Source organism: Paenibacillus sp. BIC5C1 (assembly GCF_032399705.1).
In the GTDB taxonomy this organism is placed as follows: Bacteria; Bacillota; Bacilli; order Paenibacillales; family Paenibacillaceae; genus Paenibacillus; species Paenibacillus taichungensis_A.
Genome location: NZ_CP135922.1, coordinates 254,478 through 271,864, shown reverse-complemented (window position 1 = coordinate 271,864; position 17,387 = coordinate 254,478). Strand labels below are relative to the sequence as shown.

Sequence of the window (17,387 nt, the reverse complement as noted above, 5' to 3'; positions counted from 1 at the left end):
CTGAGACTAATCTGCTGAAACCAGCTTCACGGTTTGAATTTCATATGGCTTGAACGTCAGCTCAAACTTCCCTTCATGACAAGCCAATGGCATGATTTCATCTTCCAACAGATTGACCACAGACGTCTGAACACGCGCGTCAGCCCATTGAATCTGAACCGTTTCTCTTCCACCAGATGACTCATAGAAACGAAGTACCGTTCCCGTGCCGTCTTCGGAAGCCTTAATTGTATCCAGAATGACATGTTCACTATGGAAATGGACCCAGCTATGTTCTGCTGGCAATGTGCCAGAGTGTCGTTCACTCGCAACAACCTTGACCGGATGATTTAACTCCATCGCACGTCGTACCACACCCGCTTCACGCCAATCCCCCTGATGCGGCAGCAGGGAATAAGTAAATTCATGCTCACCCTGGTCAGCATGTTCATCCGGCCATTTGGGAGCACGGAGCAGGGAAAGACGGATCGTCTGATCCTTGATGTCATATCCATATTTACAATCGTTCAGCAGGCTTACACCACTGTTGCCCTCAGAGATATCCGCCCAGCGGTGACCACATACTTCAAACTGGGCCTGCTCCCAGCTGGTGTTGTTATGGGTTGGCCGCTCCAGCGCACCAAACGGAATTTCGTAGGCTGCTTTCGCTGATACCAGATCAACAGGAAAAGCCACTTTGAGCAGCTTATGTCTTTCTGCCCAGTTTACCTTTGTCATGAAATCAACACGTTGTTGATGACGATACAGGATGATGTCCTGGTGAATCTCCGAGTCGTTTAACTTCCAATGAAACCGAAGAACATCCTGCGTTACACCACGCTGAACTACCTCTCTGGAAATCAACTCTGCCGCTCCTGCACGTTGCGATTCAAACCGCGAATCGATATCCCAAGCATCCCAATACGTTGGCCTGTCATGGAAAAACTGCAGTTCATTCGCTTTATCGCCCGGCTTCAGCCACTCCCGTTGCATGGATTTGTCATACCAACTGGTGATCTCTCCTATATCGTTAAATTCAAGCGTGTAAAAGTCCGTTTCCCAGACAAAAGGAAAGGATTCATCCTGCTTCAATGCAGGAAGATTGGCATCCGGTGTCTGGCGCAGCCATATCGTGGCATACCCAAAGGCCGGAATGGATGGGACATAGACTGACAAGTTCAGCACGTCTCCATTTGCCTCAAGGTCACTCGCCAGACGATTACCTTGATGGTCGAACGCTGCTAAACCGCTCAGTTTCTCGTCGCCTGTAATCTTGGCGACTTCTCCCCGCTCCCAACCCAGACTATTAAATACAATATAGGGCTGACCGTCGAAGCCATCTGTCGCAATGCGTTCCTCAATTCTTTTAAGGGTGCCTTCCACTGCCGATGTCCCCAGAGCAAATACTTTCGTATACTCCTCCGTAGATGTCACGTATACTTCGGGAATGGACGTCCCTGGGATAATGTCATGGAATTGATTCAACATGATCAGCTTCCAGCCTTCATCCAGATCACTTTTCGCCTGTGCTGCTTCAACTCCGGCAAATTGCCCCCAGATCTCCGCTTCCCGATACAACACTTCCGCTTTGCGATTGCTCCGTTTGTTGCGCGCATGGGTTGTATAGGTTCCACGATGCAGTTCCAGATATAAGTCGCCATGCCATTTGGGCAGCTTAGGGTTGTTGTTAGAAATTTCTTCGAAAAACGCGCCTGCTGTACTGAAATTGCTAATGGGCTGCCCAACCATGAAATGGGATCGCTCTGCGAACGCAACCATTTCGTTTGTTACCCCGCCTCCACCATCGCCATGCCCATAAAGCAGCATTTGCTCGGGATGTACATCCTTCTGCTTGTAGGATTGCCAGTGCTCATCGACATCTTTGGGCCTCGTATGTTCATTCACTCCATGATTGAGATACGCAAGCACCGAGGTGCCGTCAATACCAACCCAATGGAACAGATCATACGGGAAAACGTTGGTATCATTCCAATTGAGCTTAGTGGTCATAAAATAAGGAATGTCAGCCAGCTTGAGCAGTTGTGGCAGCGAAGCACAGTAGCCAAAAGTATCCGGAAGCCACTCGATGTTTGAACGTTTACCGAACTCCTTAAGATAAAAGTTCTGCCCGTACAAGATCTGCCGTACAAGCGATTCTCCACTTGGAATGTTCAGATCCGGCTCTACCCACATGCCACCCACCAGCTCCCAACGACCTTCGGCAATTCGGGCTTTGATTCGTTCGTACAGCTCAGGATAGTGCTCTTTCACGAATGCATACAGCTGTGGTTGACTCTGCGAATACACGAACTCCGGATACTCATCCATCAAAGTACACATCGTGGAGAAGGTGCGGCTGGACTTGCGCACAGTTTCACGCACAGGCCACAGCCAGGCAATATCGATATGGGACTGCCCAACCAGATGCATGAATCCGTCCCGGTACTCTTCCGGGTCTTCCTCCTGCACCGACTGTGCGAGCCATTCTTCCCAATGCTGCACCCACGCCGCTTCACTCCAGCGCTCCGGCTCGTTGTACATCTTATCCATCACCTGATGTATTTCCCGGACAAGACGGGTGCGCTTTAAGTCTTTCTCCGGCAATGCTCTGAGTGATTCCGTAAGTACCGTAATGCTGTACATTAGACTCTGTAGAGACGAATTAACACGAACCAAAGCGGCTCGGATGCCCTGAATTGGCGGCTGAATGACCGCCTGTCGATTCAGGGGGTCATGTGGTTCCGGTATGGGATCATACAGCTCAATCTCCAGCAAAGGCGTAACTCCCACACGGCTCTTCGGTAACGGTACATACCAATGATTTCGGTCCAGTCCGTGATAAGGCATGCCATTTACCTTCAGCAGACCTTCACCCCCGGCCTGGAAGACCAATCCGACCAGGTCTTCCTCCCAATTGGCCGGAATCTCTACGGTTTTGCTCAGAAAATAAGTCGTTCCATGGTTGCTATCGAGCGGATTCAAGCTTTCGACAGCCTCATTCTCCTGTTCATATTCATATTCCCCTGGCCGGATATACTTGGCTTTCTGTATCTGCCACTCTGGAAGTTCAATGGTATCCATCCATTGCTGCTGAGCCAGATCCTGAATAAATCTCTGAATTCGAATCATACCTCCACCCCCACCTTCTGGATGTGTAAACTGCAAGCAGTCCAGTCTCTGGAGCTGCTGCCCACCATCAGTCTGAATTCACCCGGTTCCACAACAGGCTGAAGACGGGAGTCGATCAGCTCCAGATGTTCTTTTTGCACAGGGAAGGTCACCGTCCGGGTCTGTCCCGGCTCCAGATGAATTTTACGGAATCCCTTTAGTGAAATTTCCGCCCGGGTAACCGATGCCGATACATCCGTAATATACAGCTGTACAACCTCATTTCCCGCAACCGCTCCCGTATTCGTGACCTCTACCTGTACCTCCGCTTCATCGTCTGGTCCGATCACTTCCGGCACAACTCTTACATTCTCGTACTTGAATTCCGTGTAACTCAGCCCAAAGCCGAATGGATATTGTGGTAACAAATCAGTCTCCAGATATCGCTTGCCCCGGGTGCGTTTGGCATTGTAGTTGACCGGAAGCTGGCCTACATGCTTGGGAATGGAGATGGTAAGGCGACCAGATGGATTCACATCACCGAACAGAATATCTGCGATAGCGTTGCCTCCCTCCTGCCCCGGGTACCACGCTTCCACAATGGCATCGGCATGCTCATCAATCCAGGGTTCGGCAATCGGTCGTCCGTTAATATATACGACAATAACCGGTTTCCCCAGCTTATGTACTTCCTGCACCAGATCCAATTGAACACCCATCAGATTCAGGGAAGACCGGTCAATGCCCTCGCCGCATTCCATATCGTTCCATGGATCATCCGTAACAACGGATGCCCCCGTTCGCAAATCAATGGTCCCTTCGCCAAAATCACGGCTACTTGACCCTCCCATCACCATAATGATGGTGTCTGCTTCTTCAGCACAGGCTAGCGCTTGCGCAAAGCCTTCTCTGGAATCCCCTTTGATCCGGCAGCCCGGTGCGTACAACACTTTTCCGGTGTCAGCACCAAGCTTGCGCCTAATCCCATCCAGCACCGTAACGATCTGTCCTCTCGGCTGCGGCGAGGTGTAGTCACCAAGCTGGTTATAGACATGATTCGCATTCGGGCCTATGACCGCCAGTTTTGTACCAGTTTTGCTAAGCGGAAGGGTGTTTGCTTCATTTTTGAGTAAAATGATTCCCTCTTGCGCCACTTGCCTCGCCAAACGAATATGATCTTCACATCCGATGACCTGCTCTGCAAAGTCAGGATCAATGAAGGGTTGTTCGAATAAGCCCAGTCTGAACTTCATCTCCAGCACCCGCCTTACCGCCGTATCCAGATCCTTCTCTTCAATTAATCCTTGCGACAGGGCTCGCCCGAGATGCTTCCGGTACATGTACCCGGACATTTCCATGTCCACACCTGCTTTAAGTGACTGAGCAACGGCCTGCTCCCCGTTCTCCGCAGTGTTATGCCCACTAACCAGCATCTGAATCGCACCAAAATCGGTAATGACAAATCCGTCAAAGCCCCATTGCTCGCGCAGGAGATCATTCAGCAGATACGAACTCGACGTACAAGGCACACCATCAATCTCGTTATACGCTGTCATGACAGAACACGCTCCGGCTTCCACCGCTTTCTTGAACGGCAGCAGATCCACCTCGTGCAGCTCGCGCAGTCCCATATGCACAGGGGCCGCATTGCGCCCCCCCTCGGAGCTGCCATAGGCCGCGAAATGTTTGAGTGTCGCCACAATTGTCCGGTTGGAATCGAGCCGGTCGCCCTGCAATCCTTTTATCGCTTCAATCGCCAATTCACCAATCAGGTACGGATCTTCCGCAAAACATTCCTCCGTCCGTCCCCATCTCGGGTCCCGCACTATATCAAGCACAGGCGAATATGTTGCCGCTCCTCCCTGGCTCCGAGTCTCCACAGCAATCGCTTCACACATCTTGCGGTACAACTCCGTGTTCCAAGCACTTCCTACCGCTAACGGTACTGGGAATACGGTTGCCCCAATGGCCATATGCCCGTGAGAACACTCTTCCCCGAATAAAATCGGGATTCCCAGCCGGGAGTTCTCCATGGCATACCGCTGAATTTCATTCGTGGCAACAGCTCCCTGTCTAGGCGTCAGGCCAGTCTCAAGCGTCACTTCCGTCCAGGGATCAGCCCGTAGTGCTCCATACAACGACCCGATCCCGCCCTCTGCGATGTCCTTTTTAAACTCATCCGTAACCTGAACAGCACCATCTGCTCCCTTCACATAAGTCTTCCACCCCATGGGCTGAATCAGCTGTCCTATCTTTTCCTCCGTTGTCATGCGTCCGAGCAGGTCTCGGGTCCGCTCCTGAATGGGAAGCGAAGCATCTTTATAGTCCATATGCACATTCTCCTTATGAGTTAGGCTTGGTTTGGCAACTGCGGTAAATACGGTGAATATGGTGAATACGATAACTCCGGTGACTCCCCTAGAATAGAGCGACTATTTCCCTGTCGATATGGCGTCCTTCAAACACCCTCACATGGCTTTGCGGTAGTCGCTAGGCGCTACACCCACCACATTTTTGAACGCCCGATTGAAGGAATTGTAATTCGTATACCCAACTTCCTCACTGATCTCCTGAATGGCCTTATCAGTTTCCAGCATGAGCTGCTTCGCCTTCTCAATGCGGTGACTAATCAGAAGATCCACGAACTTCTCACCAATTTCGTCCTTGAACAGCTTGCTTAGATATTTCGGATTGATATCGAATAGATCACTTAGATAATTCAGTGACAGCTCGGGGTTGTTGTAGTTCTGTTCAATATACTTGCGAATTTCAAGAATATGAGATCTGTGTTTTCTGGAACATTGCAGCGTCTGGATCTGCTCCGCCAAATCACGGAAGCCTTCCCAGCATAACGCGCGCAAATCATCCAACGTCTCCCATCCCTCCAACCTGGGAAGAAGTGGTGTAAATATAGAAGCCCATCGCTCCTGATATTCTCGTGGAAGTTCTGCGAACTCCCGGTTATAATGCTGGAACAGCAACTGGATCGTATTCATAATCTCCTGGCGGGAAAGCACGGATTCACGGATCTGCTCAAACAAGCGGTCAAAATGCTTCTCCCAGACATCGTCGGAAAGTCGCATCGCCTGCACCAACAAAGAGATCGTCTTCAGGAATTCATACACATCATTCGTTGAGTTCGGTACCTCCCCGCAAGAAATAATCCGGTTCATGCCGAGCACGGCCTTGTACTCCAAGGCATGTACGGCCTCCTTCAGCGAAGCTCTCAGACCACGGACATCCACTGCCACTCTCCCAATACCGATAGTTACGGTGAAGTTCAAATACTGCCCAACCCTGTCAAGATAACCGGAGAGCAGTCTCTGCTCGGTCTCCTCACCTTTCTCCATTTCGGGAATCCAGAGTATTGCATACAGACGCTGATCCGATATCCACTCAGCCCACACTTCGGTGCCCTCGTGCCTTGCACTCTCCTGCAGAATGCTGGATAACACAAATTTCAGGAGAGATTGATCCTGATTGTGGTACTCCTCCATGAACTGGGAGTACTGATCAATCTCCACCACAATTACAGCCCATCGATCCTCTAATTGCGGGAGCTTGAACCTGCTCATCTCCGCTGTAAGTTCATTTCCAGTAAAGTCCCGTGTACCCTCCAGCAGCTCCTGAAAGAAATATTTCTTCTGCAAAATCAGGTTCTCTTCATGCTCCTCCTGATATTGCTTGGTTTGATCAATCATTCGCTCAAGCGTAGTCTGGATAAAACGGAACTCGTTATCTTTCGTATAACCTACCCCTGGCTGTTTCTGCGAAGCTACCGTCTCAATCAACGTGACAATCTGCTGGATGGGCTTGTAATTTCTCCGTGTCACATAGATCACCCACACCACACCAATCAGGACAACGGCAACGGCAAAAACAAACCAGATATTATAAAATTTCAGGGCGAATTTGACGATCTTGCCATTGTTCAGTCCCGTCTGTACCTTCCAGCCACTGTAGCTGGATGTGAATTCGGAGAACACTTCCCCTGAGTCTGTTTTGGAAGAAACTGCTGTAATTCCACCCTGCATTCCTCCGTCCCACAGATTTCCTCCTGAGCGATTGAAGATATTCACGAAGGTGAACTCAGGGTCGTACATCTGCATGATGGACTTCTGCAAGGTTGGCAGATCGACGTTGACAACCACAAGGCCCGTGCCATTTCCGACACCGCGAATGAGCGTAATGACCTGTTTTCCTTCCTCGGTGGGGAACGCCTTAAAGGATCTCGCTCCCACCCACTTTTGCGTTGCTGCAGCACGGCTATCATTAATAAACGCTGCATCCGGGAATTCCTCAATCGGCACCGCCTTGCCGTTACTGAATACCGTATCGTCGTTGTATCTCACCAGATATATGGAATTAATCAGCGGATACTCTATTTTCAATTCATCAATAACCTGGACTGCCTGAATTCCGGCATACACATCCTCGCTTCCGGTTACCGAATAATAATTTTTCAGATTGGGATTGGTCAAAATATCACGCAGCACCTTGAAGTCGATGGAGCGCAGTGAATTGTCCAGATATTGCGTTACCTGTGACGCCAGGAATTCATTGGCCTTGAGTGCTTCTCTCCGGTTCTGTTCATTGAATACCTGAAAGAAAATGATAAACAGGATTGTGGTCACGATAAAAAAAACAGGCAAATACGATAGCAGCAAACGTCTAAACCAACTGTTGTTCATCTCCGAGGCCCCCCACCACTGTTTATACGCATGAGTATTTTGCATAAGCTGGAATGACAACCGCGCCAATCTGGTCGCTAATTTTCCATAAATATTCAGTAAATTATATCGGATGAAGTGGGGTTGTCAAAAGGAGAAGACCGTCCCGATTCCTGTGTTGGCATCGGGACAGCCTCATTCATGAATCCATTAGCCTTATTGATTCTTCTCAATTGCACGCTGGTAAATCTCAAGGTAATTGCTGAGTCCCAGACCATCAAAACCTTTTACGTAAGCGTCCCATTCCTTATCGATGCTCTTGCTGCCAATAATGAATTGAGCCATATTGGTCATCACGTAATCCTTGACGGCCGTCGTGAGCTGCGCAGCGGTTTCTGTATCTTCAGGACGGATAAATACGTTGGCAGGATAGACTTCTTTTGGTGCATAAGGTTCATATACATTAGTTGCTTGCGCCAGACGTGTACCGTAACCCTCTGCTTCCAGTGGGTTCTGACCTTCTGCAAACAGATTGCGGAACGTATTGGACAAGTCATGTGCTCCGATCTGTGACCAACTTTCGTTGACTACAACATTTGGGTCACGCTCAGGCAGGTTATAGTAGCTGTATTTGGCAGGCTCACCATTGATGTTTTTCTCATCGGCATCCGCCTTCTTCCAGCCCTTTCCTTCTGTTGGACCGTACTCTGCATACAGAGCACCTTCTTCACTGAACATGTAATCTACAATTTTGATCGCGGCGATCTGTTGTGCTTCGGTCGCTTTATTGGTGATAGCGAACTCGAACTCACCTACGCTTTGCGTAGCACCTGTCGTCTGCACGCCATCCGGCCCTTTCAGTGGAGGCACGATGTCCCAGTGCTGGTGGCGGGTGATATCTTTGTCATACGTGTTCACTAGGTAGCTGACGAGCGCTGTCGTTATAGATCCGACCACCTCATCCCCTTCCTTGTTACCCAACTGCCCGATTGCCTGATCGTTCTGCGTGAAGGAAGCCGGATCAATCAAACCTTCTGCATACAGCTTGTGCATGTACTCCAGCCCTTTTTTCCACTCTTCCTTATTCGCTGCAAAATCAACCTTGCCATCATTCACAATCAGATATTTATCATTGTCATTATAGATAAAGCTGTTCATCAAATAGGCATCGATGTTGCCATTCCACACGTACTTGTTGGGTGCACCCGTGAGTGGAATCTCATCGGCTTTGCCGTTGCCATTCGGGTCTTGTTCCTTGAACGCCTTCAGAACCGTGTAGAGTTCATCGGTCGTGGTAGGCATTTTGAGTCCCAGATTGTCCAGCCACTCAGTATTAATCCAGTATTTCTGAGCGTACGTACAGTGGTAACATTCATTGAAGATCGGCAGTGCGTAGATGTTGCCATCCGGCGCAGTTACCGCTTCTTTGAAGTACGGTTTCTCCTCCATAATCTTGGTGAGATTTGGACCGTACTGCTTAATCAGATCCTGCAGCGGGAGGAACACGCCCTGTTTTCCGTACGTTTGAAGGTCTGAGGTCGTGAACTTGCCATGGAGGAACACTTCGGGATAGTCCCCACTCGCCAGCAGCAACTGTCTGCGGTCTTGCAGAGCGTCCGTCGGGGCCAGATCCCATTTCAGGGTAACATCGAACTTGTCTTCGATAAATTTGGTGAACTCATTTTCTTCCATGGACGCTTTACCTTGTGGGGCAAAGAAGGTCATCGTTACCGGGCCACCGCTCTCCCCGCTACCGTCGCTCCCTGTACCCGCATCCTCGGATGAACCACATGCGGACAACAAAGCCATCGAAGCAAAGACCAGAAACAACATCGAAATCCAAGATTTTTTCAATCTGACTCCTCCTTTTTGTTGAAAACGGCATAACCATCTGATTACGTATTCGTGTTAAACCCGATTCCGGAAGCCGGAGTGTTCCCCCACCTCCTTTCAAGTGGCGTAACGGACGCAGATGACAAAGATCATCCTTTGAGCGAGCCAACCATAACCCCTTTAACAAAATGCTTCTGCACAAACGGGTACATGATGAGAATGGGAATGCTGGCGACTACGATCAGTGCGTATTTCAGCACCTGCTCGAATCCCTGATCTCTTAGCTGCTGGCTTGTATTGGCTAACATTGCCGGGTCTGCGGCGTTTAGAATTAGCAGATTGCGCAGCACATATTGGAGTGGGAACAGCTTCTCGGAACGAAGATAGATTAGGGCATCAAAGTACGCATTCCAGTGCCCCACCGCATACATCAGGGTCATGACCGCCAGAATCGGCTTCGATAACGGAAGAACCACGCTGATCAAATACCGAATGTCTCGACATCCGTCCATTTCCGCCGCCTCCCCCAGCTCTTCCGGGATGGAAGACTGGAAGAAGGTTCTCGCTACGATAACCTGAAACACTGCGAGCGCCCCTGGCAGCCACATCGCCCAGCGTGTATCCAATAAATGAAGGTCTTTCATCAAGAGATAGGTTGGAATCAGACCGCCATCAAAGAACATCGTGATCATCATGAAAATAATGATGGCTCCTCTTCCGTAAAACGACTTGCGCGACAGCGGATACGCCAGCATGACCGTAAGCGCCACATTGATAAACGTGCCTACAACGGTATAGATGATCGTGTTGTAGAAACCGAGCATAAGCTGCTGGCTTTTGAAAATGGAGATGTAGGCCTTGATGTTAAAGTCTACCGGGAACAGCCACACCTGACCGGATGTAACGGCACGCGAGGAGCTGAACGAAGAACTGATGATATACAAGAGCGGGTAAAACACCGTTAGAAGTATGGCGAACAGAAAGATATAGTTGAATGTCATGAAGATTCGGTCACCGAGGGGGTCCTTGATCCGGTTACGATTCATCAGGTTGAACATGGATGAGCTCCTCCTTTACCACAAGCTGTTCTGGGATACTTTGCGGGAAATGCCGTTGACGATAACCAACAGGATCAGGTTGATAACGGAGTTGAACAATCCTACTGCCGAGGAGAAGCTGAAGTTGGCCCCGATCAGACCGACCTTGTACACATACGTGGAGATGACCTCCGATGCACTCGTGTTGAGCGGATTCTGCATTAGATATATTTTTTCAAAGCCCACGCCCATAATGCTGCCCAAACTCAGAATCAGCATGATGACGGTAACAGGCACGAGCGTTGGCAGGTCGATATGCCAAATTTTCCGAAGCCTTGAAGCGCCGTCCATCTTCGCTGCCTCATAGAGAGATGGATCAACGCCAGCGAGAGCCGCGATATAAATGATCGATGAATAACCCATGCCCTGCCATACACCCGACCACACATAGATGGATTTGAAGTATTCGGGAATGCCCATAAAGTTGGTCATCGGGAAACCCAGGAAGGTAAATAGCTTGTCTACAACACCCACATGCGGTGACAGCATCAGAATAATAATGGATACCATGACGACTGTAGAGATAAAATGCGGAGCATAGGTGACCATCTGGACGGTCTTTTTAAAGTAACCTGTTCGGATCTCATTTAGCGCGAGCGCCAGCAGGATCGGTATGGGAAATCCGGCGAGTAACGAGTAGAAACTGATACCAATCGTATTTTTGATCAGCAGCCAGAAGTTCGGGGATTCAAAAAAGGCTTCAAAGTGTTTCAGTCCAACCCATGGGCTTCCCCAGATTCCTTTGACGACACTAAAGTCTTTGAAGGCAATCTGTACACCAACCATCGGAATGTACTTGAAGATCAACAGATACAATACGGGAGGCAGCACCAGTAGATAGAGCTCCCAATGCTTCTTGAGGCTTCTGATAAATGGATGCTGTCGCTTGGGTTCTGCGTAGTTCCTTCCTTGCTGGAGCTCCACCGGTGCAGGTATGCTTTCCGTAGCTCGACTCATTCGCGTCACTCCTTCTACACCTTAAGTGTAATAATACATTACATTTACATCCCTTAAACATCCTTTTCTTTGACTCATTTTTCTGCATTAGCGTCATCCGTGTGAAGAATAATGTCAGGTAACGCTTTCTTAAATCGATAGTACCTTGAGCCGTGTTCTTTTATCAATTTGCAATTTTCTCCCACCTCTCCTTATTCCCAAAACCCTTGCCGAACAAGGAAAAATCGTCCTTTAGCACAGGTATATCGCAAAAATCACCAACCCAAAAAATCCCGAAGGACTGTAAAGTCCCCCGGGATTTGAAGTGTAGATTTATTGGTTTGTGAACAATCTGAACGTTAGCGTGATAGGTGCTGTTTCCGTAACTGCTGCTTGCGGTAACTCTACAACAAGTCCATCTTCCGTCCGTTGGAATGACAACACATCGTCTGTGCCGACGAGTTCAATTCGCTCCACCTTTTCCACATATGGAATGACCACCTGTGATTGTACCGCCTCGTTCTCGCTTCTGTACAAACGGAAAGCATACGATACGTTGAGATCTTCCTTACGTGTAAAGGCCCACTCTCCTGTGAAGTATGGTCCGCAAATTCGCGTGCCATAGATGCCCTCCCCGTGAGTACCGATCCATTCTCCCAGGGCTTTAATACTTCGGACTGCCCCTTTTGGAAGACGCCCGTCTGGTTGTGGTCCCACATTCAGCGCCAAATTACCACCCTTGGATACGACCTCAAGCAGAATATGCGCCAACTGTCTTGCTGACTTGTACTGATCGTCATATCCAAACGCAAAGGAATTGCCCACCGTGATACAGCTCTCCCAAGGAATATTCATTGGGTGCTCCGGGATGGTCTGTTCTGGAGTTACGATATTCTCATACGGTCCACCTACCGTGCGATCTGCTGCGAGGAGCCACGGCTGAGTTGTCTGACGCGCCCGCTCCACCACTTCGCCCAATCGGATATCCTGACCGTGACGGCCTTCCCGTACCCAGCCTGCATCCAGCCACAGACATTCGATTCGTCCATAGTTGGTCAGTAGCTCCATAATTTGCTCATGCGTAAACTCCACGAATTTCTCCCACAGCCATGGATACGCTTTCGGATCATAGGATGGTCCACGCCACATATGGCTTCCACGCTCCATGCCAGGTGTCCAGTAATATGGCGTATGCCAGTCCGCTTTGGAGAAGTAAGCCGAGATGCCGAGCCCCTTGGCACGAAACGCGTCAAAAAGCGCCCGGCAAATGTCCGCATACTTATGGGTGTGAAAAGGAGTATCTTTGCCCGTGATGCGATAATCGGTGGTATGTGTATCCCACATGCAGAAACCATCATGATGTTTGGTGGTGAAAAGGAAATATTTGAACCCGTTATCCGCGGCCATCTGTGCCCACTCTTCAGGCTGAAAGCGAATCGGATTGAAGGTTTTGTTGAGATCAAAGTATTCCTGCTTGAAATGCTCCATATCGTCAGTCCAGTCGATATCATTGCGTGACCAATCGCCATCCTCGTCACTTAGCGCCCAGGATTCTACAAGACCGAGCTGGGAATAGGGACCCCAATGCATCATCAACCCCAGCTTCTGATCCTTGAACCACTCCAGACGTTCATTCAGCAACGGATCTTCAGGCTTTACCCATTCCTCTTCTTTGCTAAAGTTGTGCACCCCGGCTTCGACGACCTGTTCTTCCTGTTCCAGCACCGTATCTTTGGTTTCGCTCATCCCGTTCATCTCCTTTGGATTGGATATAAGATAAACTACACAAGTTAAGCTCTGTCACTCCAATTGCAGTACCATCTTCCGATCGCTGTTATCCCAGGATTTCTTTGATTTCACTTTATAATTGGTCGAAATCCGGGGATAAAGGCGAGCGCTTCGCTTCTTCAGATTGCAATACACCTTTTTAAAATGAAATCTCGCGTCCTTCACGTGCCGACTCGTAGATGGCACAGAGAATTTTCATGATTTCAACGCCATCCTCAACGGGACTAAGTGTCTCTTTGCGTCCTTGGGTACTGTCGATAAAATGATTGACTTCATTACGGAAAGAACCTGCGAAATCAAGGGATTTGAAATCCACCTGTGGCGTCATGTTCAAAATGGTATCGAATTTCTCACCAATCAGTGAAATTTCTGGTTCCAGTTCAGCCCCACCTTTATCGCCATAGAGTCTGACCGAAGTTTCATCCTGCTTCGCGTGCAGCGTGAAGCTTACATCCACCAGCAGGCTTGCCCCGTTCTCGAAACGAATCAACGCATTAGCCATATCCTCCACGGTGTTTTTGTTCGCATCATAATCCGCAGCCTGGTAGAATGACAGATTGCGGATATTCGCACGGTTACCCAATCGATTGGAGACATTCGCGGAGACGGTTTTCACTTTCGGTTTGCCCATCAGGTACCAGGAGATATCAATAATGTGTACACCAATATCAATCAACGGGCCACCGCCAGAACGTTCCACATCTGCAAACCATCCGCCCGGATTGCCCAAACGCCGCAGACAGGATGCCTTGGCATAATAGATCTCTCCCAGCTCGCCTTCATCAATGAACTTCTTTAGGATCTGCGCATTATCGCTATAACGGCGTACAAAGCCAACTTGAAGCAGCTTTCCACTGCGGTGAACAGCTTTCTCCACTTCTAACGCATCTTCAACCGTCTGACAGAGCGGCTTCTCGCAAAGCACGTTTTTTCCCGCATCCAAAGCGGCAATGCTGATCTCGGCATGTGTATCATTCCAGGTACAGATGCTGACCGAATGAATTTCAGGCAGTGCCAGGAGCTCTTTATAATCCGTAAATACATGAGTAGCGTTATATTTTTTTGCCGCTTCCTTGGCACGTGCCTCATTCAGGTCGCATATGGCGTATATTTCAACTTCGGGATTGCTGTCATACGCTTGTAAATGAAAATCGGAAATTGATCCTGCACCGATAACGGCAATTTTAAGTTTGGACATGGATTTTCCCCTCCATAATAAGTTGAATGATGGTCATATCAGCCGTTCCGGGTACGAATCGTTCTTTCGATCGCTCTTATCCCCAAATTTCTTATCAACTCTTTTAAAAGGAGGAAATTCGGTGATAAGCTTATGCTTCCGATGTAGCTTTCTGACGAAAGCTTTTAGGCGCACGCTTCGCTTCTTCAGAATCAATTTCGTCCCCTCCACTACTTTTCGATCTTAATAAAAACTAATTTCAAGATTCAGCAAAGCTTATATTCTTATTCCACTTATATAGTAGTGCAGTCGCTGCTTATGCTTCCTCCCAGAAACGGCGGACGTTATCCATCGCGATTCGGGATGCTGTTTTGCAATTTTCCATACCTTCGAATTCCACAGAGATATATCCGTCATAACCAGATTGCTTCAACACACGGAATACTTCCGGCATGTCGATATCCCCGTGGCCCACAATCGCTCCACGCAGATAATTGCCGTGTGCGGTCTGGAACCAGCCCTCTCCGGGATTACGATAAGAAGGTCTTCGATAGAAATCTTTGGCGTGCACCATGGACGCATAAGGAATGTTGTTTTTCACAGCGCTAACCGGGTCTTCATCCACACACAGGAAATTGCCGATATCCAGCGTTGTCCTGAAGTTTTCTCGTGCCGTCTCATGAACCAGCCGCCGCACTCGTTCACTGGACTGCACATAGTAACCGTGATTCTCCACACTTGTCGTAATGCCGTGACCCGCTGCGTAATCGGCAATTCGCTGACAGGCCTTCACCAGAACAGGCAGGTCCGCCTCAAACTGGGCGACAGTGCCTTCCTGTGCAGGACGAAATGCAACATCATGGCGCATTCTCGTAACGCCAAGTGCGGCAGCGACATCCACATGCTTCATGACAGCAGCGATCTCATTTTCAAATGCATCCGGGCCGTCTCCTGTAACGAAATTGGCACCTATTGCGTAATTAGAAATATCAATTCCCACGTCTTGTGCAGCCTCTCGAATCTGGTCAATTAATTCCGGCTGGTCAATCAGGCTGTACCCGATCGGAACAATCTCCACATGTTCTCCGCCCTGCTCGGCGATGTAACGGATGGCGTCGGGTACAGTCAATTCTTTGGAATCCAGTGCTTGTTGCAGACTGTATGTGCTGAGTCCTACTTTCATATCCTCTCATCCTCTCCTGCTGGTGTATGGCTCTACCTTACGTATACCTTTTTCCATAAGATCATACAATTGCCAATAATCGTTTGCTACTCTATTTTCCATCGGATAAAATCAAAATCGGCTTATCTACAAATGTTACGGCTCAATCGCCGGCTTCATGCATCTCTTGTTTGCTCAGATATACACCCATCCAGGACAACGTTGGATACCATCTGGATTCTTGAATGGTCAGACGAATGGTTTTGGCGGCCATGGGATCAAATCTACAGATTCGTTTGTGTCCAACAACCGTGCCGTAATATAGCTCCTGCCAATCACCGTGCTCCCTCTTAGCCTCCAGCGTAAAGCGTTCAATCCGTTGACCTGAACCGATATGCTCCATGAGAACGACTCGGTCGAACAGTTTTTCCTCGGGCAGCTCCACCTCCAGCCAAGCCAGTTCACTTCCTTCAGATGGGCACCAGAACATATCCGGTTCCTCACGAAACACCTGGATAGCCGCATGTTCTTCATCCAAAGTGTCCGATGCCTGAATGCTCGCACCAACAGCCAGACTTTGCCGATAAGTACTGCGCAAAAAGTCTCCGAGCTGCTGCAGCCGCTCAACATCATGTTCGTGAATAAGCCCGCGTCGATCTGGTGGAAGGTTTAATAGAAAATTGGCGTTGCCGCCAACCGCTCCATCATAGATGCCAAGCAGTTCCTCCAGCGACTTGACTCGATCGTCCTCGCTTGCATGATAGAACCAGCCCGGACGGATGGATGTATTCACTTCAGCAGGATACCAGATGAGCTTGTCCTCATGCTGCCGGATCACCTCCCGACTCCCCAAATCGGCATCCTGTGTATTAATTCTGCTGGCAAACTCGTCATCATCCACCTGCTGCGATTGCTCCTGGATCTTCTCATTATCCTGCAAGTAGGCAGGTACGACGCTCCATTCCGAAATCCGGGTATGACCCGCCTCATTACCGCACCAGCGAACATCCGGTCCACATACCGAGATTACAGCCTCAGGCTGCAACTCCCGAATCAGCGCATAGTAGGAATCCCAATCGTAGACCTGCCTTTTCCCATTCGGCCCCTCTCCACATGCTCCGTCGAACCACACGCAGAAAAGTTCACCATATTGGGTTAACAGCTCACGCAGCTGATTTTTGAAAAATTCGTTGTATCGCTCTGAATCTCCGTAGGATGCTTCGTGACGGTCCCAAGGGGACAAATAGATACCAAACTTCAACCCACCTTCACGGCAGGCATCGGCAACCTCTTTCACCAGATCACCCGCACCATTTCGCCAAGGGCTGGCGGCTACCGTATGATTCGTGTACTGGCTTGGCCATAAACAAAACCCGTCATGATGCTTGCAAGTGAGGATTAATCCGGTCATACCGGCAGATTTGCACGCCTGAACCCATTGCCGGGCATTCAGATGAGAAGGGTTAAAGATATCGGGATCTTCATTCCCCGTTCCCCACTCCTGGTCTGTAAACGTATTCATGGTAAAATGAATAAATGCATAGAACTCCATCTCCTGCCATTTCAGCTGACGTTCTGATGGTACGACCTGTGCTGCTGCCTTCACCCAATCGGTTGTATTTACTGGGTTCCTCTCC

10 protein-coding genes are annotated in these 17,387 nt (G+C 49.2%); all 10 read right to left on the bottom strand.

Annotated features, from left to right (window positions below):
• Positions 1–6 precede the first annotated feature (6 nt).
• Positions 7–3,108 carry an alpha-mannosidase gene (locus RS891_RS01230; protein ID WP_315794221.1) on the bottom strand — a complete coding sequence of 1,034 codons (3,102 nt, stop codon included), beginning with the start codon at positions 3,106–3,108 and terminating at the stop codon, positions 7–9.
• A complete protein-coding gene (locus RS891_RS01225) occupies positions 3,105–5,417 on the bottom strand; it encodes a glycoside hydrolase family 3 N-terminal domain-containing protein (RefSeq protein WP_315794220.1) in 2,313 nt (770 codons plus the stop codon). The genes RS891_RS01230 and RS891_RS01225 overlap by 4 nt, the downstream gene beginning before the upstream one ends.
• A 138-nt stretch (positions 5,418–5,555) precedes the next feature.
• Positions 5,556–7,778, bottom strand: coding sequence for a helix-turn-helix domain-containing protein (locus tag RS891_RS01220; protein ID WP_181586789.1), 2,223 nt, complete (start codon positions 7,776–7,778; stop codon positions 5,556–5,558).
• Between the two features lie 195 nt (positions 7,779–7,973).
• The gene (locus tag RS891_RS01215; RefSeq protein WP_113056332.1) at positions 7,974–9,611 is read right to left on the bottom strand and encodes a type 2 periplasmic-binding domain-containing protein; all 1,638 of its coding nucleotides are present in this window, start codon (positions 9,609–9,611) and stop codon (positions 7,974–7,976) included.
• Positions 9,612–9,739: 128 nt separating this feature from the next.
• A complete protein-coding gene (locus tag RS891_RS01210; protein WP_231952803.1) occupies positions 9,740–10,648 on the bottom strand; it encodes a carbohydrate ABC transporter permease in 909 nt (302 codons plus the stop codon).
• A 15-nt stretch (positions 10,649–10,663) separates the two neighbouring features.
• Positions 10,664–11,644 carry an ABC transporter permease gene (locus RS891_RS01205; RefSeq protein ID WP_024629462.1) on the bottom strand — a complete coding sequence of 327 codons (981 nt, stop codon included), beginning with the start codon at positions 11,642–11,644 and terminating at the stop codon, positions 10,664–10,666.
• A 312-nt stretch (positions 11,645–11,956) separates the two neighbouring features.
• Positions 11,957–13,369, bottom strand: a complete 1,413-nt coding sequence (locus RS891_RS01200; protein WP_113056331.1) for an alpha-L-fucosidase — start codon at positions 13,367–13,369, stop codon at positions 11,957–11,959.
• A 181-nt stretch (positions 13,370–13,550) separates the two neighbouring features.
• Positions 13,551–14,609 (bottom strand): Gfo/Idh/MocA family protein, encoded by a 1,059-nt coding sequence (locus RS891_RS01195; RefSeq protein ID WP_113056330.1) that lies wholly within the window; start codon positions 14,607–14,609, stop codon positions 13,551–13,553.
• A gap of 295 nt (positions 14,610–14,904) precedes the next feature.
• Positions 14,905–15,771 (bottom strand): sugar phosphate isomerase/epimerase family protein, encoded by an 867-nt coding sequence (locus RS891_RS01190; protein WP_113056328.1) that lies wholly within the window; start codon positions 15,769–15,771, stop codon positions 14,905–14,907.
• A 142-nt stretch (positions 15,772–15,913) separates the two neighbouring features.
• Positions 15,914–17,302 (bottom strand): alpha-L-fucosidase, encoded by a 1,389-nt coding sequence (locus RS891_RS01185; protein WP_397386926.1) that lies wholly within the window; start codon positions 17,300–17,302, stop codon positions 15,914–15,916.
• Positions 17,303–17,387: the final 85 nt, after the last annotated feature.

Coding starts and splice junctions, on each gene's coding strand:
- RS891_RS01220 (WP_181586789.1), bottom strand. CDS start 7,778: ATGAACAACAGTTGGTTTAGACGTTTGCTGCTATCGTATTTGCCTGTT.
- RS891_RS01185 (WP_397386926.1), bottom strand. CDS start 17,302: ATGGAGTTCTATGCATTTATTCATTTTACCATGAATACGTTTACAGAC.
- RS891_RS01195 (WP_113056330.1), bottom strand. CDS start 14,609: ATGTCCAAACTTAAAATTGCCGTTATCGGTGCAGGATCAATTTCCGAT.
- RS891_RS01205 (WP_024629462.1), bottom strand. CDS start 11,644: ATGAGTCGAGCTACGGAAAGCATACCTGCACCGGTGGAGCTCCAGCAA.
- RS891_RS01210 (WP_231952803.1), bottom strand. CDS start 10,648: ATGTTCAACCTGATGAATCGTAACCGGATCAAGGACCCCCTCGGTGAC.
- RS891_RS01230 (WP_315794221.1), bottom strand. CDS start 3,108: ATGATTCGAATTCAGAGATTTATTCAGGATCTGGCTCAGCAGCAATGG.
- RS891_RS01200 (WP_113056331.1), bottom strand. CDS start 13,369: ATGAGCGAAACCAAAGATACGGTGCTGGAACAGGAAGAACAGGTCGTC.
- RS891_RS01190 (WP_113056328.1), bottom strand. CDS start 15,771: ATGAAAGTAGGACTCAGCACATACAGTCTGCAACAAGCACTGGATTCC.
- RS891_RS01225 (WP_315794220.1), bottom strand. CDS start 5,417: ATGGACTATAAAGATGCTTCGCTTCCCATTCAGGAGCGGACCCGAGAC.